Source organism: Streptomyces glaucescens (genome assembly GCF_000761215.1).
GTDB classification, from domain to species: domain Bacteria; phylum Actinomycetota; class Actinomycetes; order Streptomycetales; family Streptomycetaceae; genus Streptomyces; species Streptomyces glaucescens_B.
In genome coordinates, this window is record NZ_CP009438.1 from 928,106 (window position 1) to 949,086 (window position 20,981).

The window sequence follows — 20,981 nt, forward strand, 5'->3', positions numbered from 1 at the left end:
AGTGTTCCAGTGAGCGCATAGCGTTCATGTACATGGACTGCGAGTGCGCACCCCCGCCCCCCACAGAAGGAATCGGGACATGACATCTGCGACATCCGTCCGCGCCCGCCGGCGCGCGCTGACCGGAGCGCTGGCGACGCTCGGCCTCTCGGTTGGCATGATCATGACCACCGGTGCGCCCACGGCGAGCGCCGCCACCTGGCCGTCCGCCAACGGCAGCCAGGCGGTCTCCTCCACGATCTCCCTGTCCGGCACCAAGGACTACGGGATGAAGCGCCTGTACGGGTCCGGGGCCCTGGGCAGTGACGGCCAGGGCGAGGACCAGGGGCCGATCCTGAAGCTGGCCGCCGGCACCGTCCTGAAGAACGTCATCATCGGCGCGCCCGCCGCGGACGGCATCCACTGCGAGGGCAGCTGCACCCTGCAGAACGTGTGGTGGGAGGACGTCGGCGAGGACGCCGCGACCTTCAAGGGCTCCTCGTCGTCGAACGTCTACACGATCTCCGGCGGCGGCGCGAAGGAAGCCAGCGACAAGGTGTTCCAGTTCAACGGCGCCGGCACGCTGAACGTCTCCAACTTCGCGGTGAAGAACTTCGGCACCTTCGTCCGCTCCTGCGGCAACTGCTCCAGCCAGTACAAGCGGACCATCAACCTCAACACCATCGAGGTGACCTACAAGGGCAGCCGGCTCGTCGGCATCAACACCAACTACGGCGACAGCGCGACCCTGCGGGGCATCACGATCATCGGCGACACCAGCAAGAAGATCGTGCCGTGCCAGAAGTACATCGGCAACGACGACGGTGACGAGCCGACCACCAACGGCTCCGGCCCCGACGGCACCTACTGCAAGTACGCCTCGTCCGACATCACCTACAAGTAGGACCCCGGCACCCCGGCCGTACGAAGTGCCCCGCGCGGCGCTTCGTACGGCCGTCGCGTCGCCCGCGGGGCCGCCGCCCGAGCGCGCCGGCCGAGCGGTCGCCGGCCGGCGGAGCCGCCCGCGCGCCTCACCCGGGCTCCACGCGCGCGTGCACCTGCGCCGCCAGTTCCCGCCGGTAGCCCGTGTACGCGGTCCGCAGCTCCCCGCCCGGCCAGCCGGCGGGCAGCAGAGGTGCCGGCAGTACCGGATCCGCCACCAGGTGCCGGACGACGGCCGCGAACGCGGTGAGCCGGCCGGCCGGGCCGGGCGCCCGGGCGATCCGGTCGAGCAGCGCACGCGCGGTGGCCGCCCAGGCGTCCAGCGGCCACAGGGCGGCGGCCAGCTCGGCGGCGGGCCGGGCGGGGCGGAGGGTGCCGCACTCGGCCACCTGCCCCAGGTCGTCCGGCAGCGGGCGGCTCAGATTGGCGGGCCGGAGCCAGACCCCTTCGCGCAGCTCGGCGAGGCGCAGGCCGGCCAGCCGGGCGCGCAGCGCGGCCCGTTCCGCGGGCCCGCGGCCGGTCGCGGTGACCACGACCGTCTCCCAGTCGCCGTCCCACGCGCGCGTGCGCGGCCGGACGGCCTCGTCCTGGCGGCCCCGGCGTTCCAGCAGCCGTTCACCGATGCGGTAGCCGGTGCCCGTGCGCCGCAGGTCCCCGGCGGCCGTCATCCGGCTGAGCGCGGCCCGCAGCGTGGAGCCGCCGACGCCGAAGGGGGCCACCAGGCGCGCGAGGTCCTTCGCGGGCAGCTCCGGGGGGTGGGCGCCGAGCAGCAGGCTCAGCACGACCGAACGCGCGGACAGCGGGCGCAGGTCGAGTTCGTTCGGCGGCGTGGCCTCGTCCATGGCCCCGTACTGTACGGCGCACCCTCGCCTTGTTGCACTATTGCTGCGGTCGCGGAGCAAGTGCAACACTCGCCGCATGGCCTCCACCGTCGCGCACGCGCAGCAGGACACCGCCACCCACACGGTGACCAACCAGCCGCCGCCCCTCACCCCGTACGACGCCTCGGCCGATCCCGCCCTCCTGGAGGGCCTGCGGCGCGAGGGCGCCGGCTGGGCCGAGGAGGACATCCGGCGGCTGGGACGGCGGGCCGGGAGCGCGCAGGCGCAGGAGTGGGGCGACCTGGCCAACCGGCACGAGCCGGTGCTGCGCACGCACGACCGCTACGGCCACCGGGTCGACGAGGTCGAGTTCCACCCGAGCTGGCACCACCTGATGGAAGTGGCCGTCACCGAGGGACTGGCGGGGGCGCCCTGGGCGGACGAGCGGCCCGGCGCCCACGTCGTCCGTACGGCGGGCGGACTCGTGTGGGGGCACGCCGAGGCCGGCCACGGCTGCCCGACCTCGATGACGTACGCCGCCGTCCCCGCCCTGCGCCGCCAACCGGAGCTGGCCGAGGTCTACGAGCCCCTGCTGACCAGCCGCCAGTACGACCCCGGCCTGAGGAACCCTGCCGGCAAGCGAGGGCTGCTGGCCGGGATGGGCATGACCGAGAAGCAGGGCGGCTCCGACGTACGCACCAACACCACCACCGCCACGCCCACCGCCGAACCCGGCGTCCACACGCTGCGCGGGCACAAGTGGTTCACCTCGGCGCCGATGTGCGACGTGTTCCTGGTGCTGGCGCAGGCCCCGGGCGGGCTGTCGTGCTTCCTGGTCCCGCGCGTGCTGCCGGACGGGACCCGCAACACCTTCCGCGTCCAGCGCCTGAAGGACAAGCTGGGCAACCGCTCCAACGCCTCGTCGGAGCCGGAGTTCGACGGGACGGTCGCCTGGCTGGTCGGTCCCGAGGGCGAGGGCGTCAAGACCATCATCGAGATGGTCAACTGCACGCGGCTGGACTGCGTGATGGCCTCCGCGACGCTGATGCGCAAGACCCTGGTGGAGGCGGGCCACCATGTGCGGCACCGCACCGCGTTCGGCGCGCGGCTGCTCGACCAGCCGCTGATGCGCAACGTGCTGGCCGACCTCGCCCTGGAGTCGGAGGCCGCGACGACCCTCACGCTGCGGCTGGCGGGTGCCGCCGACCGGGCCGTGCGCGGCGACGCCGGTGAGCGCGCGCTGCGCCGGATCGCCACCGCCGTCGGCAAGTACTGGGTCACCAAGCGCGGCCCGGCCTTCACCGCCGAGGCCCTGGAGTGCCTGGGCGGCAACGGGTACGTGGAGGACTCCGGGATGCCCCGGCACTACCGTGAGGCCCCGCTGCTGTCGATCTGGGAGGGTTCCGGGAACGTCAACGCGCTCGACGTCCTGCGCGCGCTGCGCCGTGACTCCGCCGTGGCGGAGGCGCTGTTCGCCGAGCTCGCCCTGGCACGCGGCGCTGACGCGCGCCTGGACGCCGCGGTGGGCGCGCTCAAGGCCGGCCTCGCCGCGGCGTCACCGGGCGGCGCCCGCCGGCTGGTCGAACGGATGGCGCTCGTCCTCCAGGCCTCCCTCCTCGTCCGCTTCGCCCCGCCGGCCGTCGCGGACGCCTTCTGCGCCACGCGGCTGGGCGGCGACTGGGGGTACGCGTTCGGCACCCTCCCCGAGGCGGCCGACCTCGACGCGATCCTCGCCCGGGCGCTCCCCGAGGGCGTCTGAGGGACGTCACGTCCCCGTGGTCGGCGCGGTGGTGCACGCGCACGGCCCTCGCACGGCTCGCCGGGACACCACCTCCGCCTCGGTGCCGCGTGCCGTCCGGGCGGCGCACCCCCGCACCGTCCGGTGATCGCCGGGTGTCCGGCCGCAACCGGGTGCCGCCGCCGCGGGACCCGGCGGGGGCGGAACCGGCCGCGCGGCGCCGGTGGGGGCGGAACCGGCCGCGCGGCGCCGGCGGACGGCTGCGGCAGCCGCGGCACACTGACGGAGAACAGCCGCCGCGGGTCTGCCCTACGGTAGTCGCCGCAAGCTGAGAACTCTCCGGTGGCACCGCCCTGACCTGCGGCGGCGGTGTGCCGAGCGGTGACTGTCAGTGGTGGGGTGCAGACTGGCCGATGTCTGAGACGAAGACGTCGCGGAGGTGATCGGCATGACCGAGGTACTGCTCGCCGTGGGCACGCGCAAGGGTCTGTTCATCGGGCGCCGGCGGGGTGGCGCCTGGGAGTTCGACGAGAGCCCCTACTTCAACGCGCAGGCCGTGTACTCGGTCGCCGTCGACACCCGGGGTTCCGTCCCGCGGCTGCTGGCCGGAGGCGACAGCGCCCACTGGGGGCCGTCCGTGTTCCACTCCGACGACCTCGGCCGCAGCTGGACCGAACCCGCCCGGCCGGCCGTGAAGTTCCCACCGGACACGGGGGCCTCCCTGGAACGGGTGTGGCAGCTGCACCCGGCGGCGGCCGAACCGGACGTCGTGTACGCGGGCACCGAACCGGCCGCGCTGTACCGCTCGGAGGACCGCGGGGAGAGCTTCACCCTGGTCCGCCCGCTGTGGGAGCACCCGACCCGGTCCCGGTGGATGCCGGGCGGCGGCGGGGAGGGGCTGCACACCATCCTCACCGACCACCGCGACCCGCGGTTCCTGACGGTGGCCGTGTCCACGGCCGGCGTGTTCCGCACCACGGACGGCGGCGCCGGCTGGGAGCCCTCCAACTCGGGGGTCTCCGCGGTGTTCCTGCCGGACCCGAACCCGGAGTTCGGCCAGTGCGTCCACAAGATCGCCCGGGACGCGGCCGATCCCGACCGGCTCTACCTCCAGAACCACTGGGGGGTGTACCGAAGCGACGACGCGGGCGCGCACTGGACCGACATCGGGGAGGGCCTCCCGTCCACCTTCGGCTTCGCCGTCGCGGCCCATCCGCACCGCGGGGACACCGCGTACGTGTTCCCCATCACCGCCGACTCCGACCGTGTGCCCGCCGGCCGGCGCTGCCGCGTGTTCCGCACGACCGACGCGGGCGGAACCTGGGAACCGCTGACGGCCGGCCTGCCGCAGGGGGACCACTACGGCACGGTGCTGCGCGACGCGATGTGCACGGACGACGCCGAACCGGCCGGCGTCTACTTCGGCAACCGCAACGGCGAGGTGTACGCCTCGGACGACGAGGGCGAGAGCTGGCGGCAGCTGGCCTCGCACCTCCCGGACGTGCTGTGCGTGCGCGCGGCGGTGGTGTCATGAGCCGGTTACGGCCGAACCGGCCGGGTCCGGCCCTTGGCCACCGGTTGATCTTCCCGTGCCGTACGGCAGTAGGGTGACGCCCGTGGCACCACGACCGTTGCATGAGATCGTCGATCCGGGCTGGGCGAAGGCCCTGGAACCCGTCGCCGGGAAGATCGCCGAGATGGGCGACTTCCTTCGCGCGGAGATCGCCGCGGGGCGCACCTACCTCCCGGCCGGGCGGAACGTCCTGCGGGCCTTCCAGCAGCCCTTCGACGAGGTGCGGGTCCTGATCGTCGGACAGGACCCCTACCCGACCCCCGGGCACGCGGTGGGCCTGTCGTTCTCCGTCGCGCCCGAGGTGCGGCCGCTGCCTGGCAGCCTGATCAACATCTTCCGCGAGCTGCACACCGACCTGGGGGTCCCCCAGCCGTCGAACGGTGATCTGACGCCGTGGACCCGGCAGGGGGTGCTGCTGCTGAACAGGGCGCTCACCACCGCGCCGCGCAAGCCGGGGGCCCACCGGGGCAAGGGCTGGGAGGAGGTCACCGAGCAGGCGATACGCGCGCTGGCCGCACGCGGAAAGCCGCTGGTGTCCGTCCTGTGGGGCCGGGACGCCCGCAACCTCCGCCCGCTCCTCGGCGACCTGCCGTCGGTGGAGTCCGCGCACCCGTCCCCGATGTCGGCGGACCGCGGGTTCTTCGGCTCCCGTCCGTTCAGCCGCGCCAACGACCTGCTGATCCGTCAGGGGGGCCAACCGGTGGACTGGCGCCTGCCGTGACGGACGGCACCGGGCCCGCCGGTTCCCGGGCGGAGGGGTCGGACGGCGCCGGATCCTGCGGGGTCCCCGCCACGGCCTCCGGTGCCGCGCGGCCTGCCGGGGCCCCCGCCGGCGACCCGGGCCGCACCCGGCCCGCCGGACCGTCCGCGGCCGGCTCCCCCGCGGCCGGCTCCCCCGCGGCCGGCTCCGCGGGATTCCTCGCCGTCGACTCGGGCGGCTCCGGTCTCCGGGTCGCCGTCGGGACGGTGGCTGCCGGGGTGCTCGGACAGCGGGAGTCACGGGTGCCGGTCCGCACGGGCGCACGCGGAATCGACGCGGGTCACCTGAGAGACCAACTGGTCCCCCTGGTGCGGGCATTGACCGTCGAGACCGGTGTGGCGCGGCTCGGCACGGCCGCCGTCGGCGCCGCCGGTTTCGCCACCCTGGGCGACGCGCTGCGCGCCGAACTGCCGGACGCCCTGCGACGGGAGTTCGGAATCCGCAAGGTCGCCCTCGCTGCGGACGCCGTCACCGCCTACGCCGGCGCACTCGGTCCGCGGCCCGGGGCGGTGGTCGCCGCGGGCACCGGGCTGATCGCGGTCGGCACGGACCTGACCCGGTGGCGGCGGGCCGACGGCTGGGGTCATCTGCTCGGCGACTGCGGCAGCGGGGCGTGGATCGGCCGCGCCGGACTGGAGGCGGCGCTGCGGGCGCACGACGGGCGGGAGGGCGGCTCGGCCGCGCTGCGGGCGTGCGCCGAGCGGCAGTTCGGCCCGCTCCCCGCCCTGCCGGGCGTGCTCTATCCGCGGACGGACCGGCCCGCGGTCCTCGCCTCCTTCGCGCCGGAGGTCGCGGCCTGCGCCGGCGAGGACCTGGTGGCCGCGGGCATCCTGCGGGCGGCGGCCCGGCACATGGCCGACGCGGCGGCCGCGGTCTGTCCGGCGGACGGGACGCCGGACGTGGCGCTCACCGGAGGGCTGTTCAAGCTGGGTGAACCGCTCCTCGCCCCGGTGCGGGAGGCACTCGCCGAGCGGCTGCCGCACGCCCGCCGGGTGCGCGCCGAGGGAGATCCGCTGCACGGCGCGGCCCGGCTCGCCACCGCGCTGGCAACGGGCACGCTCACCCTCCCGGGGGACGACGGGATGCTCTGCGTCACGCCTTCGGAGTGACACCCGCGGGCGCCGATCCGGCCATGTGGTTCCGGCCACCGGCAGGTCATCACAGGGACCGCCGCGAGGAAAAGCCGCTGATCAGTTCTGTTCTCCACGTAACTCATCAGACAAAACCGGACGGAAACCGCTCACCTGCACCCTCCCCGAACAGGGGAGCCACGGAAGCCACTAACATGCGGCACCATGAGCTCCCCCACTGGGCCCGCGTCCGGCCTGCCAGTACGAATGCCGCGCCCCCGCCAGCCCGGGCGGCACCGCCGACCCGAGCCCCTGGCGGCTCCCGAGGGCGCGCCCGCGCTCGTCCTCGCGGTGCCCGGCGCGCCCAGCGCCGCAACCCGTGGCCTCGCCGAGGAGATCGTGAGCATCGCCCGCTCCGAGCTGCCCGGCCTCGACGCCCGGATCGGGTACGTCGACGGGGACGACACCGAGTTCCCCACCCTCCAGGCCGTGCTCGCGCGCACCGCCGACGAGCGCACCGCCCGCTACGAGCAGGCCCTCGCCGCGGGCCTGGAGACCTCGGAGCCCGAGGGTCCCGTCGGGGTCGTGGTGCCCCTGCTGGCCGGTCCGGACGCCGCGCTGCTGCGCCAGGTCCGCCAGGCCGTGATGGACAGCCGGGTCGCCGCCGAGCTGACCGACGTGCTCGGCCCGCACCCGCTGCTCGCCGAGGCGCTGCACGTGCGGCTGTCGGAGGCCGGGCTGGCCCGCGCCGACCGGGCCCGCCTGTTCACCGTCGCGACCGCCGCGGACGGCATCGTCCTCGCCTCCGTCGGCGGCGAGGAGGCCGTGCAGGCCGCCGGGATCACCGGCATGCTGCTCGCCGCGCGGCTCGCCGTGCCGGTGATGGCCGCGGCGCTCGACCAGGAGGGCTCGATCGCCTCCGTCGCCGAGCAGCTGCGCTCCGCCGGCTCGCAGCAGCTGGCCCTGGCGCCGTACCTGATCGGCCCGGAGATCGACGCCGCGCTCGTCGAGGCCGCCGCCGCCGAGGCCGGCTGCTCCGCCGCCGAGCCGCTGGGCGCGTACCCGGCGATCGGCAAGCTGGCGCTGGCCAAGTACACGACGGCCCTGGGGATCGCCCCGCAGCAGCCGCAGGGCGCTCCGGTCCGCTGACCCGGCCGCGGCGCCGCATCTGAAGGGCCCCTCCGCACCGGGAGCGGGCCCTTCACCCGTGCCGCCGCCACGCCCCCCGGCTACGCCCGCCGTGCGCCGCGTTCAGCCGAGGACCACGCAGGACGCCGCCGTCACCCGCACCGCCCCGGAGCGGTGCGGCCGCCCGGTCGACGGGTCCACGGTGAACCAGGTGACGTCGCCGGAGCGCTCGTTGGCGACGTACAGCAGGCCGTCCGAGGCGGTGAGGGCACGCGGCCAGTGGCCGCCGCACGGCACCGTGGCGGTGAGCCGCAGGTCCTCGCCGTCGACGGCGAGCACGGAGAGCACGTCCTCGCCGCGGGTGGCGGTCCATACGAACCGGCCGTCGGGCGAGACGACGACACCCGACGGGTAGGCGTCGCCTGCGGGCGCGCCGGGCAGCACCGGCGTCTCCGTCAGCGGGCGCAGGACGCCGTCCCCGGCGTCCCAGTGGCAGACGGTCACGGCCGGGCTGAGTTCGCCGACGACGTAGGCGTACGAGCCCCCGGGGTGGAAGGCCAGGTGGCGGGGGCCGGAGCCGGGCCGCAGCGGGACCTCCCGGTGCGGGACGAGTCCGTCCTCCTCCAGCGCGCACACGCGCACGGAGTCGGTGCCGAGGTCGACGCTGACGATCCACCGCCCGCTCGGGTCGGCCTGCACCTGGTGGGCGTGCGGTCCCTGCTGGCGGGGCGCGTACGGCCCCGACCCGCTGTGCCGGAACGTCGTGGCGGCGGGCACGAGGCCGCCGTCGGGGCGCAGCGGGACGACGGTGACGCTGCCGGAGCCGTAGTCGGCGGTGAGGACGTGCCCGGCGTGCACGGCGAGGTGGGTGGGTCCGCCGCCGACGCGCACCGGGGTCCCCAGGGGCCTGGGCACGTCCCCGTCCACCCGGAACGCGGCGACCGCGCCGTCCGCCGTCTCGCTGACCGCGTAGAGCGTGCGCCCGTCGGGTGCCAGGGCCAGGTACGAGGGGTCGGTGAGGCCGTCGACGCCGGTCAGGAGGGTGAGCGCGCCACTGTCCGGGTCGACGGCCGCCGTCACGATCCCGGGGCCGCCGGCCGCCGTGAACGACCCGATGTACGCCCGCCGCTGTCCGCCGTCTGCCACCGCTGTCCCCTCTCGGTCCTGGGCTTCCGCAGGCGACGGTAGCAGCGGATCATCGAAGGTCTAGACCAAACGGGTGAAGTTTTCGCCGCGCGGCGCCCGAGGGGACGTGCGGGCCCGGCGGCCCTCAGGCCCCGACGAGCGGGGAGCCCGACGGGGCGCGCAGCGAGCTCGCCAGCTCGGCGAGCGCGCGCTCCAGGCCGTGCAGATGGGCCAGGGCCGGTTCCGCGGCGGCCGGCCGCTCGGCGGCCAGGCCGGTGATCTCGCACCCGGACGCAGAGCCGGTCAGCGCCTCCACCGCGGCCTGGACCCGCCAGCAGGCGGCGGCCAGCCGGGCGTCGTGGGACGCCTCCGGGTCGGCCGCGACGGCCACCAGACCGCGGATCTCCCGCGCGCAGTCGTCGAGCAGGGCCAGCACCCGGCGGGCGCGCCGCTTGCGGCCCAGCACCGGGTTCAGCGGGTGCACCAGCGGGGCGACCGCGAGCCGCACGCGGGCGAGCAGCTGCTCCAGTTCGGCCACGCGCGGTGCGGGATCGGCGGCCGGGTCGCCGGCGAGCCGGGCGGCGGTCTCGGCGGTGCAGGCGTGGACCGAGCGCAGGGCGCGCCGGATCCAGGCGTCGGTGACCGTGTGGGTGGTGACGGGCAGGACGAAGAGCACGGCCAGCACGGCACCCAGCGCGCCGACTCCGGTCTCGGCCAGGCGCAGGGCGAGCAGCGCGGGGTCGAGTACGTCGAGGAGGCCGTAGAGCAGCGAGGCGAGGAGGGTGACGCAGAGCATCATCCAGGTGTAGGAGACGGCGGCCGTGTAGAAGATGCCGAAGACGCAGAGGGCGAGCAGTGCGGCCGAGGGGGCGGGCGCGCCGTGCAGCGGCACCGCGACCAGCACGCCGAGGCCGATGCCGAGGACCGTGCCGAGGACGCGCCGGAAGCCTCGTACGAGGGTCTCACCGCGCGAGGTGGTGTTCACGAAGATCCACCAGGTGGCGCCGACGGCCCAGTACCAGCGCTCCCCGGACACCAGCTGGCCCACGACGAGCGCGAACCCCGCGCCGACGGTCGCCTGAACCGCCTGGCGGGTGGTGATCCGGGCGAGTCCGGTGCCGTCCGGCGGGGAGACCGCGGGCACCGGGGGGAGCCGGCGCTCGTAGCACCAGAGCCCGAACCGCACCGCCGCCGCGCTGAGCACGGACAGCAGGACGGCCGCGTACAGCTCGGGCAGCCGGCCCGGGGTGGCCTGGAGGAACTGCGCGATGAAGTAGGTCATGAAGGCGAACACGCCGAGGCTGTGTCCGCGCGGGCCCCAGCGGCGGGCGTAGACGCCGGCGCCGACCACGGCGAGGAAGACGAGGTCACGGGTGACGGGCCGGTCGTGCACCGCGGCGGCGACGGCGAGCACCGGCAGTCCGACCGCCGGCAGCAGGGCGGTGGTGACCGCCTGGCCGCGCACGGTGGCGTCGGTGACGGTGAACAGGGCGAGCAGCGCGGCGAGGCCGCCGATCACGGCGCCGACGAGGGAGTGGCCGGCGAGTCCGCAGACGACGACCGCGAGGCCGATGCCGAGAACCGCGCGCGTCGCGAAGCGCAGCCGCGTCCGCCCCGGATCCGGAGCCACGAACACCCTCTTCAGCACTGCTTACCGCCCCCTGGAGCCGATCGGCACGAAAAAGGCGCCGCGGGATCCGCAGCGCCATCGACGTCCCCATGACAGCATCAATCCCGCCAGTGGCTCAAGTGGCTCCACGTTCACTGGTCCATTGGCCCATTCCCTCGGCTCGGTGTGCGTCCGGCACCGGGCCATCGGACCAGGGTGAGTGGCTCAGCGGGCCGGTGGGCCACTGGGCCATTGGTACAGTCGCTGGAGATCACCGAGAAGGGGCGGCGCACCATGGCCGTGGACGAACTGGACACCCGCATCCTGCGGCTGCTGCTGGAGCAGCCGCGTACCAGCGTGCGGGAGTACGCCCGCATCCTCGGGGTGGCCCGCGGCACCCTCCAGGCGCGACTCGACCGGCTGGAGCGGGAGGGCGTGATCACCGGCACGGGTCCCACCCTGTCCCCCGCCGCCCTCGGCCACCCGGTGCTCGCCTTCGTCCACATCGAGGTCACCCAGGGCCACCTCGACGACGTCGGTGACGCGCTGGCCGCCGTGCCGGAGATCGTGGAGGCCTTCTCGATCACCGGCGGCGGCGACCTGCTCACCCGGGTCGTGGCCCGCGACAACGCGCACCTGGAAGACGTGATCCAGAAGCTCATCAGCCTCCCCGGCGTCGTCCGCACCCGCACCGAGGTGGCTCTGCGCGAGCGCGTGCCGCACCGGCTGCTGCCCCTGGTCGAGTCGATCGGCCGGACGCCGAAGGGCTGAGCCGCCGCCCGCCCCACCCGGAGATCCGGCCGGAATCCGCCTTGGCATCCTGGGTCCATGAACACTCTCGGCGGCATCTCGGTCATCTTCGATCTTGACGGAACGCTCGTGGACAGCGAGCCGAACTACTACGAAGCGGGCCGGCAGATCCTCGCCGAGCACGGCGTACCGGACTACACCTGGGCCGACCACGAGCGGTACGTCGGCATCAGCACCCTGGACACCATCGCGGACTGGAAGCGGCGGTACGGCCTGGGCGCGCCCACCGAGGACCTGTTCGCCGCCAAGAACCGCCGCTACCTGGAACTGGCCCGCGCCGGCACGCCCACGTACCCGGAGATGCGCACGTTCGTCGAGCTGCTCGCGGCGGAGGGCGTCCCGACGGCCGTGGCCTCCGGCTCCTCCCCCGAGGCCATCGACACGATCCTCACCGCCACCGGCCTGGACGCCTTCCTGCGCACGGTCGTCTCCGCCGACGAGGTCCCGCGCGGCAAGCCCGCCCCGGACGTGTTCCTCGAAGCGGCCCGCCGCCTGGGCGCGGATCCGGCCGCCTGCGTGGTCCTGGAGGACGCCGCTCCGGGCGCCGCCGCCGCACACGCGGCCGGCATGCGCTGCGTCGCCGTGCCCTACGTCCCCGGCCAGGCCGACGACCCGCGGTTCGGCACGGCGGGGCTGGTCTTCCGCGGCGGCCAGCGGGAGTTCACGGCGCGGGCGGCGTACGACTGGCTGACCGGCGCCGCCGCGGGGTCCTGACCCGGGGCGCCCGGCCCGACCGGCCGGGACCGTCGGCCCCGGTCCGCGCGTCGCGCCCCGGCTACGACCGGCGGCGCGGCTTGCCCCGCCGCGCGCCCTTGGAAGCGCCCTTGGCGCCGCCCTTCGCGGCAGCGCCCCTGGAACCGGCGCCCTTGGCCGCGCCACTCCTGGCCGCGCCGGACCGGGAGCCCTGCGTGGCCCGGCCGGCGGTCCGGGACCCCGCGGCGGACGTACGCCGGGCCGTGCCCTCCTCCGCGTCCTGCCCGGACTGCGGGCGGGCACGTCCCCGGGTGCTGTTGACCGTACGGCCGCGGACGATGCCGATGAAGTCCTCGACCAGGTCCGTGGTGGCGTCCTCCGGCCAGGACAGGACGACGCTCGACCGGGGCGCGTCCGTGACCGGGCGGTAGGTGAGGTCCCGGCGGTGGTGCAGCCGGGCCAGCGACTGCGGCACCACGAGGACACCGATGTTCGCGGCGACCAGTTCGATGGCGTCGGCCGTGGTGGCGGGGCGCTCGAAGGCGGGCTCGCCCGGCGGCCGCTCCCAGCCGAGGACGTCGTCGAGGGGGTGCAGGACCACCTCGTCGGCGAGATCGTCGAGGGTGATCTCCTCCGCCGCGGTGATCACATGGTCCTTGGGTACCACGGCGACCGTGGTCTCGGTGTAGAGGGGGATGGCGCTGAGGACCGTACGGTCGACGGGGAGGCGGACCAGGCCCGCGTCCGCGCGGCCGTCGCGCAGAACGCCGGAGGCCTCGGCGGGCTCCACCTGGACGAGCGTGAGGGGGACGTCGGGCGAGCGCTGCTCCCAGACCCGCACCCACTTGGCGGGCGTCACTCCGGGGACGTACGCGAGCCGGAACGAGGGGGAATCCGCCGAGTCGGTCATCCCGCCAGGTTACCGGCTGTGGTCGGAGGGCTGGTCGGCGGCCGATAGTCTGGACGGCATGAAGTCGCACCAGAGCACCCAGACGATGAAGCCCGCGACCGCGGCGAAGAAGCTGGGTGTGTACCTCCCCGCCACCCCCGCCGATTTCCAGGAGGGGGTCGTCTCGCGCGCCGAGCTGAACGAACTCCAGGAGAACCCGCCGGAGTGGCTGCGGGAACTGCGACGCAACGGCCCGCACCCCCGGCCGGTGGTCGCCGCGAAGCTCGGCGTCTCCATCGCCGGCCTGGCCCGCGGCGGGGTCACCGAGGCGCTGACCACCGAGCAGATCGAGGCGCTGAAGCAGGAGCGGCCCGAGTGGCTGGAGAAGGAGCGCGCCACGCAGGCCGAGGTGCGCAAGGAGGCGGTCCGGCTGAAGAAGCGGGACGCCGAGCGCGCGCGGCAGGGCGAGACCGACGCCCGGCGCACGTCCTGACGGAGGCCGCCACCGAACTGCCGAGGGGCCGGCAGTCGGCGACCGGGGGCGGACGGCCGGCCGGCGGCTGAAGGCGGTCGTCGACGTCAAGGCGGCCGAGGACACCGGCCTCGGCAGGGACGCCGACCTGTGCACCCGGCACTTCCGCGCCTGGGCGGCGTACGCACGGGTCGAGCCGCTGCCGCCCGGGAGGACGGCCCGGCGCGGGCGGTACGGCCCTCACGTCGCGGACCGGCGACCGGACCGGCCGGCCCCCGGCCCCGGGCAGGGAGCCTCGGGAGTGGTGTGTGCGCGGCGCCTCGCATGGGGCTCCGCCGGGCCGGGTACCCGGGGGGACCGACCGGACGTCGGGAGGCACACCATGAGCGAGCAGACTCCGTCCCAGGCTGAGGGTGAACGCGACGACGCCGTCTCCGCCTACGATCCGCCGCGCACGACTCCCTCCCAGGCGGAGGGCGAGCGGGACGACGTCGAGGAGGTGACGCAGGCGCCGCCGGACGAGGGCACGCACCGGCGCGAGAGCTTCGCGCGCGCCCGTGACGACGAGGAGCCGGGAGCCCACTCGGGCTTCGAGAGCCAGGCCCGCGAGCGGGTGCTGCCGGGTACGGCGAGTGCCTCGGAGGGGTACGGCCCGTCCGGTGGGACGGCGAGCGGCGACCCGCTGACGGGCGTCGAAGGGTCGGCGGACGAGCAGTCCGGCTGAGGGACGCAACGCGCCCGCCGACGGGCAGCGCGTCCCGGCGGCAGGGAACACCCGTTGACGGACAGCGCGTCCCGCTGACGGACGGCGCGGGCGGTCGGGCACGTACGCACGGCTTCGGGGGGCCCGGGCCGCACGTGCGGGTCGGTGCCGTACCACGGGCCACGGCGCGGAGGTGAGGCGGATGATCTCCGAGACGGTGACGGTGCCCGCCCACGGGGCGGCGCTCGCCGGCGATCTGACCGCGCCGGGCGGCGAACTGCCCGCGGTGGTGCTCTTCGCTCACGGCAGCGGCAGTTCGCGGCACAGTCCACGCAACCGGGCGGTCGCCCGGAAGCTCGGCGAGGCCGGTCTCGGCACGCTGCTGCTGGACCTGCTCAGCGAAGCCGAGGAACGCGACGACGCCCGGACCGCCCGGCACCGCTTCGACATCGGCCTGCTGGCCGGGCGGCTGGTGGACGCGATCGACTGGCTGGACGGACGGCACGGCACCGAGGGGCTTCCGGTGGGGCTGTTCGGGGCGAGCACGGGAGCCGCCGCGGCGCTGGTGGCCGCCGCGCGACGGCCGCGGCGGGTGTACGCGGTGGTCTCCCGGGGCGGTCGGCCGGACCTGGCCGGAGACGTCCTGCCGCGGGTCCGGGCGCCGGTGCTGCTGATCGTGGGCGGTGCGGACGAGACGGTGCTGGACCTCAACGAGGAGGCCGCCGAGCGCCTGTCGGTCCCGTACCGCGTCCATGTCGTGCCCGGTGCGACGCATCTCTTCCCGGAGCCCGGCGCGCTGGAGGAGGTGGCCGCCGCCGCCGGCGACTGGTTCCGGGAGCGGCTCGTCCGGGGCCGGTGAGAGCCCGGGCTCGGACCACCGCCGGGCGGAGTGCGCGCTTCGCGCCGGCTCACGAACCGCCCGCGCACAGTCGATCCGTGCTCCCCCGTGCACCCGTGCGCCCCCTGGGGCGAGGGGTTCCTCGACCCACCACCGGGTTGAACTGGGCAGTACATGATTCAAGTGTTCGTTCGGTGAAAGATCACCGAATGACGCGTGTCGACTGAGGCGGGTGGTGTCCGGTGAGCGCTTCCTCGAGGAAATCGGAGCAGCAATGGACAGTGGAATGTGCCCCCGGCGCATTCCCACTCCTCGGTCACGGTATCGCCTTGTTCCGCCGACCGCTGGCGTTTCTGAATTCTTTACCGGCGCACGGGGATCTGGTGGAGGTACGGCTCGGGCCGCGGCGCGCCTGGGTCGTCTGCCATCCGGAGCTGGCGCACTGCATGCTGCTGGACGCGTCCACCTTCGACAAGGGGGGCACGCTGTACGACAGGCTCCGCTCGCTGATGGGCGACGGCGTGGTCACCTGCCCGCACGAGCGGCACCGCCGGCAACGCCGGCTCCTCCAGCCCGCCTTCCGCCCCTCCCGCGTCGCCGCCCACGCGGACCTCATGGCCGACGAGGCGGTGGCGGTGTCCGGCCGGTGGCGGGCCGGTGAGGAGGTCGACGTCAGCGCGGCCATGATGACGGTCACGGCGCGTGTGATGAGCCGTGTGCTGTTCTCGGACTCCCTGGACGCGGCGACCCACGCCGAGGTGCGGCGCTGCCTGGCGGACGTCGTCCGCGGCCTGTTCCTGCGCACGATCGTGCCGGTCGACGCCGTCTTCCGGATACCCACGCCCGCCAACCTGCGCTACCGGCGTTCCGTCGCCCGGCTGCACGCGATCGTCGACGCGGCCGTCGCCGAACGGCGCGGGGGCGGCGCCCACCGCGACGACCTGCTGGGCACGCTGCTGGCCGCCGCCGCGCGCGACGAGGACGGCGCGGTCTCCGACCGCGAGGTGCACGACCAGCTCATCACCCTGCTGCTCACCGGTGTCGAGACCACCGCCCTGTGCCTCGCCTCCGCGTTCGATCTGCTGGCCCGCCATCCGCAGGCGGAGCGGGCGCTGCACGCCGAACTGGACGCGGTGCTCGCGGACGGACGGCGGCCCGGTGCGGAGGACCTGCCCCGGCTCGACCGGACCCGCGCCGTCGTCACCGAGACGCTGCGGCTCTCCCCGCCGGGCTGGCTCTTCACCCGGGTCACCACGCGGGACGCGGAGCTGGCGGGCCGCCGCCTGCCGCGGGGGACGACGGTGCTGTACAGCCCGTACCTGCTGCACCACGACCCCGGCTCCTTCCCGGAGCCCGAGCGGTTCCTCCCCGAGCGCTGGCTGGCGGGGCGGACCGCCGCCCGGCGGGAGCACGCCCTGGTGCCCTTCGCCGCGGGCAGCCGCAAGTGCCTCGGTGACGGCTTCGCGATGACGGAGGCGACGCTCGCCCTGGCCGCCGTCGCGGCCCGCTGGCGGCTGGCCCACCGGTCCGGGCCGGTCCCGCGGTCCCGTCCCGCGGTGACGCTGGGACCGAGGTCCCTGTGGATGACCTGTGTGCCGCGGACGCAGCGGCGGACCGGTGAGGCACACCGTGCGGCGCTGCGTGCGGCGGACCTCCGGAGGGCGGGTGACAACGGTGTCGCGGACGCGTGAGGACGTCGCGGTCCCCCGGCAGGGCGGCCCGCGGTACTCCAGCCTGGCGGAGCTGATCGACGCGCAGCTCTACATGCCCTTCCCGTTCCGGAGCAACCCGCGTGAGGCGGAGGCCGAGGCGGGGGTGGAGGAGTGGCTGCGGGAGTGCGGGCTGCTGGACGAACCCGGGGTCGCGGAGATGATCGCGGCCACCCGTCCCGCCCAGCTCGCCTCGTACAGCAGTCCCGCCGTGGACCCCGGGATCCTGCAGATCGTGGCCCATCAGATCGCCTACCAGTTCGTCTTCGACGACCGGGCCGAGCAGATCGGTCACCGGTGGCCCGACCGGCTGCTGCCCATGCTGTGCGAGAGCGTGGCCGTCCTGCGGGACGGGGCGGCTCCCGCCACCGCCCTCGGCGCGGCACTGGCCGACCTGTACCGCCAGGTGCAGGAGCGGTGCACACCCGAGCAGGCCGCCCGATGGGCGTGGAAGAGCCGGGAGTACGTCCACGGCCTGCTGTACGAGGCGGTGGCGCAGACCGGCGCCGCTCCCCCGCGGATCGATCTGTGCGCGTCGATACGGTCGCTCACGGCCGGCATCGAACCGTTCCACCCGTTGTACGAGGCGGCGCAGCGGCGGGAGGTACCCGCTCGGGAGCTGCACCACCCCGTGCTGCGGCGGATGACGCGGTTGTCGGTGGACGCGGCGGTGTGGACGGCCGACCTGTTCTCCGCGGTGAAGGAGCAGCGAGCGGGCGGGGTCATCAATCTGGCCCTCGCCCACCAGTGCAGGCAACGGTGTTCCCTGCCCGCGGCCGTCAGCCTGGCGATCCGGCAGGTCAACGGAGCGGTCCGTGAGTTCGAAGGGCTCTGGTCGGGTATCAGGGCGGAGCTGAGCCCGGCCGGCTCCGGCTACGTGGACGGCATGATCGGCTGGATCAGCGGCTGCTACCACTGGTCCCGCACGACCCCCCGTTACGCGGAGACGGCGGCCGCGCCCGCCCTGCGGTGAGACCCCGGCGACCGGCCCGCCGGCGTCGGCCGGAGGCCGGTCATATCTCATTACCAGACGGGCGTGTCGTCAAACCGGTCGACCTGTTAATTCACTCATCCCTGTCGTCTTACCGGCTTGATACGGCCGGACGAGTGGTGTGCGAGGCGTACGCTCGGCGCTGCCCGCGACGACCAGCGACAGGAAGCAGTGGGGCACATGGCGTCTGAGTCACGGCAACCGATCACACCTTCCCGACCGTTGTTCGAACGTCACCGGGAACTCCGCGCGCTCGACGCCGCCCTGTCGGAACTCCACCGCGCCGCCCGCGGGGCACGCTCCGGACACAGTGGGCTGCTCGCCTTCACCGCCCCGGCCGGGATGGGCAAGTCGGCGCTCCTCCGCGAGGCACGCACCCGCGCGACGGCGTACGGCTGCACCGTCCTGTCGGGCGGGGGCAGCGAGACGGAGCAGGAGGTGGCGTTCCGGCTGATCCGCCAGTTCGTCCAGCCGGTGCTGGCGACGATGGACAAGGCGGAGCTGCGTGCCTTCCTCGGGAGCTGGTACGACATCGTCGCCTCCGCGCTCGGCCTGGAGGCGCGCACCCTCTCGTCGGTCCCCGACCCGGCCGGCGTCCGCGACGGCCTCGACTGGGTGATGACGCAGCTCAGCGTGGCGCGGAAGCCCCTGGTCCTGCTCCTCGACGACCTGCACTGGGCCGATCTCGAGTCGCTGAGCTGGCTGACGTCCTTCGCGCCGCGGGCCGCGGACCTCCCGCTGCTGCTCGTCCTCGCCTACCGGCCGGACGACCTGCCGCCCGAGGCGGCCCCCTTCCGGACCCTCGTAGAACGTCATGCGAACCGGCCCTACGCGCTGGCCCCGCTCAGCGCCGCCGGCGTCGCGCGGATCGTGCGCGACGAGGTGGGCGAGGGCGCGCAGGACGTGTTCTGCGAGGAGTGCCGGACCGTCACCGGCGGCAACCCCTTCGAGACCGTCGAACTCGCCATCCGGCTGGGCGAACACGACCTGCGGGGCACCGAGGACGACCTGCCCGCGATGCGGAACCTCGCCACCGCGGTCAAGGGACCGGGCATCGTCCGGCGGCTGCGGTCGCTGGGCACGGCCACCGTCCGCTTCGCGCACGCGGCGGCCGTGCTGGGGGCGCCGTTCTCCCCCGAACTGGCCGCCGGTCTCGCCGCGGTCGGCGCCGCGCAGGCCGCCCAGTCGGTCGAGAAGCTGCGTGCCGCCCGCATCCTGGCGGAGGGCGAGGGCCCCGGCGGCACCCTGGACTTCGTGCACCCGCTGATCGCCACCGCGATCTACCGGGACGTCCCCGACGCCCTGCGGGGCGGCATGCACAACGCGGCCGTGGTCGCCATCCGCTCCGCGGGGCTCGGCCCCACCGCCGCCGCCCGCCACCTCCTGGAGCTGCCCTGCGAGGGCAAGCCCGAAGCGGTCGACTGGCTGCGGGAGGCCGCCCACGCGTATCTGTGCGCCGGCGCCCCGGAGGCGGCCCGCCGGCTGCTCAGCCGGGCCCTGCAGGAGCCGCCGCTGCCGGAGGACCGAGCCCCGCTGCTGCACGAACTCGCCCGCGCCACCTTCCTGATCGACCCCAGGGCGACCGTCGTCCACCTCCGCGAGGCCCTGACGGAACCCCGGATCGAACCCCGGCTGCGCGCCTCCATCGTCTTCCTGCTCAGTCAGGCCCTCGCCCACACCGACCGCATGGAGGAGGCGGCGGCCCTGGCCGCCGCGGAGGCACAGCGGACCGAGGACGCGCGGGTGCGGCTGCGGATGCTGGCGGACCACTTCGTGTGGAGCATGTTCCGCACCGACGAGCCCGGTTCCGCGGACCGTTCCCGCAGGCTGGCCAAGCTGGCCGGCCGGCTGCCGGGCCGCAGCCCGGAGGAGCGCCGGATCCTGGGGCTGCGGGCCTGGGACGCGCTGCTGCGCGGCGAGGCCCGGCAGTCCGTCCTGCGGTACGCCGAGGACGCCCTGCGCGGCGGTATGAGCTGGACCGACGACGACCGGGGCTTCGAGATCCCGGTCTCCGTGGCCTTGGCGTTCATGTACTGCGACCAGCCGCGCAGGGCGGAGGAGTTGTTCCACGACGGCATGACCGACTGCGAGTCCAAGGGCTGGCGCGGCTCGCACCTGGCGGTCGGGCGGACGCTGTTCGGCTACATCCGTTTCCGCCGGGGCGATCTGACCGGGGCGGAGCACTGGGTGCGCGACGGCCTGCGCACGGCCGAGCGCGTCGAGGGCGCCGTTCCCGCCCAGTGGTTCGCCGTCGGCATCCTCGTCCAGACGCTGCTGGCCCGCGGGCGGATCGCCGACGCCCGCCGGGTCGCGGACGAGCACCGGTACGGCCAGGTGGTGCCGAACGCCGTCATCTACCCCGACCCCCGCACCGTCTACGCCGAACTGCTGCTCGCGGAAGGCCGCCACGCGGAGGCCGCGCGGCTGCTGGAGGAGGTCGGGGAGTGGCTGGACGGGCGGGACTGGCGCAATCCCTCGTGGTGCCCGTGGCGGCTGGACCTGTCGGCGGCGCTGGCGCGGACCGCGCCGGACCGGGCGGCGCGGATCGCCCGGGAAGCCGTGGCGCACGCCCGGGACTTCGGGGCGGCGTCGGTGATCGGGCAGGCGTTGCGGGTCGAGGCCGACGTGACCGGCGGGCGGGCGGCGCTCGGGCTGTACGCGGAGGCCGTCGAGCACCTGGAGCAGTCGCCGTCCGCGTACGAGCTGGCCCGGGCGCTGGTCGGGCACGGCGCCGCGCTGTGCGGGGAGGGCCGGCTGCAGGACGCCGCCGACCGTCTCTACCAGGGGCTGGAGGTCGCCGTCCACTGCGGTGCCGAGGCGCTGGCGGCGCGGGCCAGGCAGGAACTGTCGGCCGCCGGGCTGCGCCCGCTGCCGCTGCGGTACCCGCAGACCGACACCCTCACGGGGCACGAGCGCCGGGCGGCGGAGCTGGCAGCCCAGGGCCGTGCGGCCTCCGTGGTCGCGAAGGAACTGCGTCTCACCGAGCAGGGGGTGCGTCAGCTTCTGTCGGCCGTCTACCGCAAGCTCGGCACCGACCCGGCCGGCCTCGTCGACGCGCTGCGGGCGCTGCCCCGGCCGCGCTCCGCGGGACTCCACTCGTGTGGCGCGGGGGCGGCGCCGGGGCGATGATG

Annotated in this window: 18 protein-coding genes; 14 read left to right on the forward strand and 4 right to left on the reverse strand. The window is 75.0% G+C overall.

Annotated elements, in window-relative coordinates:
- Nucleotides 1-79 precede the first annotated feature (79 nt).
- Nucleotides 80-883 (forward strand): pectate lyase, encoded by an 804-nt coding sequence (locus tag SGLAU_RS04010; protein WP_043498428.1) that lies wholly within the window; start codon nt 80-82, stop codon nt 881-883.
- 127 nt (nt 884-1,010) lie between these two features.
- Here SGLAU_RS04010 and SGLAU_RS04015 read toward each other — a convergent pair whose 3' ends face one another.
- Nucleotides 1,011-1,763 (reverse strand): PaaX family transcriptional regulator C-terminal domain-containing protein, encoded by a 753-nt coding sequence (locus SGLAU_RS04015; RefSeq protein WP_043498430.1) that lies wholly within the window; start codon nt 1,761-1,763, stop codon nt 1,011-1,013.
- Between the two features lie 76 nt (nt 1,764-1,839).
- On the opposite strand from SGLAU_RS04015, the gene SGLAU_RS04020 reads away from it, so the two are divergent.
- The 5 genes from SGLAU_RS04020 to SGLAU_RS04040 all read left to right on the forward strand — a co-directional run bounded on the left by SGLAU_RS04020 (nt 1,840) and on the right by SGLAU_RS04040 (nt 8,032).
- Entirely contained in the window at nt 1,840-3,501 is a 1,662-nt protein-coding gene (locus SGLAU_RS04020) for an acyl-CoA dehydrogenase family protein (protein WP_043498433.1), read from the forward strand.
- 427 nt (nt 3,502-3,928) lie between these two features.
- A complete protein-coding gene (locus tag SGLAU_RS04025; protein ID WP_043506236.1) occupies nt 3,929-5,014 on the forward strand; it encodes a WD40/YVTN/BNR-like repeat-containing protein in 1,086 nt (361 codons plus the stop codon).
- An 82-nt stretch (nt 5,015-5,096) separates the two neighbouring features.
- The gene (locus SGLAU_RS04030) at nt 5,097-5,774 is read left to right on the forward strand and encodes a uracil-DNA glycosylase (protein ID WP_043498435.1); all 678 of its coding nucleotides are present in this window, start codon (nt 5,097-5,099) and stop codon (nt 5,772-5,774) included.
- The gene (locus SGLAU_RS04035; protein WP_099052763.1) at nt 5,771-6,922 is read left to right on the forward strand and encodes an N-acetylglucosamine kinase; all 1,152 of its coding nucleotides are present in this window, start codon (nt 5,771-5,773) and stop codon (nt 6,920-6,922) included. The genes SGLAU_RS04030 and SGLAU_RS04035 overlap by 4 nt, the downstream gene beginning before the upstream one ends.
- Nucleotides 6,923-7,108: 186 nt before the next feature.
- Nucleotides 7,109-8,032, forward strand: a complete 924-nt coding sequence (locus tag SGLAU_RS04040; RefSeq protein ID WP_099052764.1) for a sirohydrochlorin chelatase — start codon at nt 7,109-7,111, stop codon at nt 8,030-8,032.
- Between the two features lie 102 nt (nt 8,033-8,134).
- Here the strand turns inward: SGLAU_RS04040 and SGLAU_RS04045 are convergent, their stop codons facing one another.
- Together SGLAU_RS04045 and SGLAU_RS04050 are read right to left on the reverse strand one after the other, a co-directional pair.
- On the reverse strand, nt 8,135-9,157 hold the full coding sequence (locus tag SGLAU_RS04045; RefSeq protein WP_043498438.1) for a lactonase family protein: 1,023 nt from the start codon (nt 9,155-9,157) through the stop codon (nt 8,135-8,137).
- A 124-nt stretch (nt 9,158-9,281) separates the two neighbouring features.
- Nucleotides 9,282-10,784, reverse strand: a complete 1,503-nt coding sequence (locus tag SGLAU_RS04050) for an FUSC family protein (protein WP_043498442.1) — start codon at nt 10,782-10,784, stop codon at nt 9,282-9,284.
- A 255-nt stretch (nt 10,785-11,039) separates the two neighbouring features.
- On the opposite strand from SGLAU_RS04050, the gene SGLAU_RS04055 reads away from it, so the two are divergent.
- Nucleotides 11,040-11,516 carry an Lrp/AsnC family transcriptional regulator gene (locus SGLAU_RS04055; RefSeq protein WP_043506238.1) on the forward strand — a complete coding sequence of 159 codons (477 nt, stop codon included), beginning with the start codon at nt 11,040-11,042 and terminating at the stop codon, nt 11,514-11,516.
- Nucleotides 11,517-11,573: 57 nt separating this feature from the next.
- Nucleotides 11,574-12,269, forward strand: coding sequence for an HAD family hydrolase (locus SGLAU_RS04060; protein WP_043498443.1), 696 nt, complete (start codon nt 11,574-11,576; stop codon nt 12,267-12,269).
- Nucleotides 12,270-12,330: 61 nt separating this feature from the next.
- Here SGLAU_RS04060 and SGLAU_RS04065 read toward each other — a convergent pair whose 3' ends face one another.
- Nucleotides 12,331-13,158 (reverse strand): LysR family substrate-binding domain-containing protein, encoded by an 828-nt coding sequence (locus SGLAU_RS04065; protein ID WP_043498445.1) that lies wholly within the window; start codon nt 13,156-13,158, stop codon nt 12,331-12,333.
- 58 nt (nt 13,159-13,216) lie between these two features.
- Here SGLAU_RS04065 and SGLAU_RS04070 point away from each other — a divergent pair, with 58 nt between their 5' ends.
- The 6 genes from SGLAU_RS04070 to SGLAU_RS04095 all read left to right on the forward strand — a co-directional run bounded on the left by SGLAU_RS04070 (nt 13,217) and on the right by SGLAU_RS04095 (nt 20,979).
- Entirely contained in the window at nt 13,217-13,630 is a 414-nt protein-coding gene (locus SGLAU_RS04070) for a DUF5997 family protein (RefSeq protein WP_043498447.1), read from the forward strand.
- Between the two features lie 361 nt (nt 13,631-13,991).
- On the forward strand, nt 13,992-14,333 hold the full coding sequence (locus SGLAU_RS04075) for a hypothetical protein (RefSeq protein WP_244315375.1): 342 nt from the start codon (nt 13,992-13,994) through the stop codon (nt 14,331-14,333).
- 181 nt (nt 14,334-14,514) lie between these two features.
- Nucleotides 14,515-15,171: a dienelactone hydrolase family protein gene (locus tag SGLAU_RS04080; protein ID WP_043498449.1), complete on the forward strand. Its 657-nt coding sequence runs from the start codon at nt 14,515-14,517 to the stop codon at nt 15,169-15,171.
- A gap of 260 nt (nt 15,172-15,431) precedes the next feature.
- Entirely contained in the window at nt 15,432-16,841 is a 1,410-nt protein-coding gene (locus tag SGLAU_RS04085) for a cytochrome P450 (RefSeq protein WP_078957583.1), read from the forward strand.
- Complete coding sequence (locus tag SGLAU_RS04090; protein WP_043498451.1) at nt 16,825-17,832, forward strand: (-)-alpha-amorphene synthase; 1,008 nt, start codon at nt 16,825-16,827, stop codon at nt 17,830-17,832. Before SGLAU_RS04085 ends, SGLAU_RS04090 begins: the two co-directional genes overlap by 17 nt.
- Nucleotides 17,833-18,030: 198 nt before the next feature.
- Nucleotides 18,031-20,979 (forward strand): ATP-binding protein, encoded by a 2,949-nt coding sequence (locus SGLAU_RS04095; RefSeq protein WP_052413602.1) that lies wholly within the window; start codon nt 18,031-18,033, stop codon nt 20,977-20,979.
- Nucleotides 20,980-20,981 lie beyond the last annotated feature (2 nt).

Bases quoted from the DNA above. Each gene is read 5' to 3' on its own strand.
- SGLAU_RS04010 (WP_043498428.1), top strand. From the start codon at position 80: ATGACATCTGCGACATCCGTCCGCGCCCGCCGGCGCGCGCTGACCGGA.
- SGLAU_RS04015 (WP_043498430.1), bottom strand. From the start codon at position 1,763: ATGGACGAGGCCACGCCGCCGAACGAACTCGACCTGCGCCCGCTGTCC.
- SGLAU_RS04020 (WP_043498433.1), top strand. From the start codon at position 1,840: ATGGCCTCCACCGTCGCGCACGCGCAGCAGGACACCGCCACCCACACG.
- SGLAU_RS04025 (WP_043506236.1), top strand. From the start codon at position 3,929: ATGACCGAGGTACTGCTCGCCGTGGGCACGCGCAAGGGTCTGTTCATC.
- SGLAU_RS04040 (WP_099052764.1), top strand. From the start codon at position 7,109: ATGAGCTCCCCCACTGGGCCCGCGTCCGGCCTGCCAGTACGAATGCCG.
- SGLAU_RS04055 (WP_043506238.1), top strand. From the start codon at position 11,040: ATGGCCGTGGACGAACTGGACACCCGCATCCTGCGGCTGCTGCTGGAG.
- SGLAU_RS04060 (WP_043498443.1), top strand. From the start codon at position 11,574: ATGAACACTCTCGGCGGCATCTCGGTCATCTTCGATCTTGACGGAACG.
- SGLAU_RS04065 (WP_043498445.1), bottom strand. From the start codon at position 13,158: ATGACCGACTCGGCGGATTCCCCCTCGTTCCGGCTCGCGTACGTCCCC.
- SGLAU_RS04070 (WP_043498447.1), top strand. From the start codon at position 13,217: ATGAAGTCGCACCAGAGCACCCAGACGATGAAGCCCGCGACCGCGGCG.
- SGLAU_RS04075 (WP_244315375.1), top strand. From the start codon at position 13,992: ATGAGCGAGCAGACTCCGTCCCAGGCTGAGGGTGAACGCGACGACGCC.
- SGLAU_RS04080 (WP_043498449.1), top strand. From the start codon at position 14,515: ATGATCTCCGAGACGGTGACGGTGCCCGCCCACGGGGCGGCGCTCGCC.
- SGLAU_RS04095 (WP_052413602.1), top strand. From the start codon at position 18,031: ATGGCGTCTGAGTCACGGCAACCGATCACACCTTCCCGACCGTTGTTC.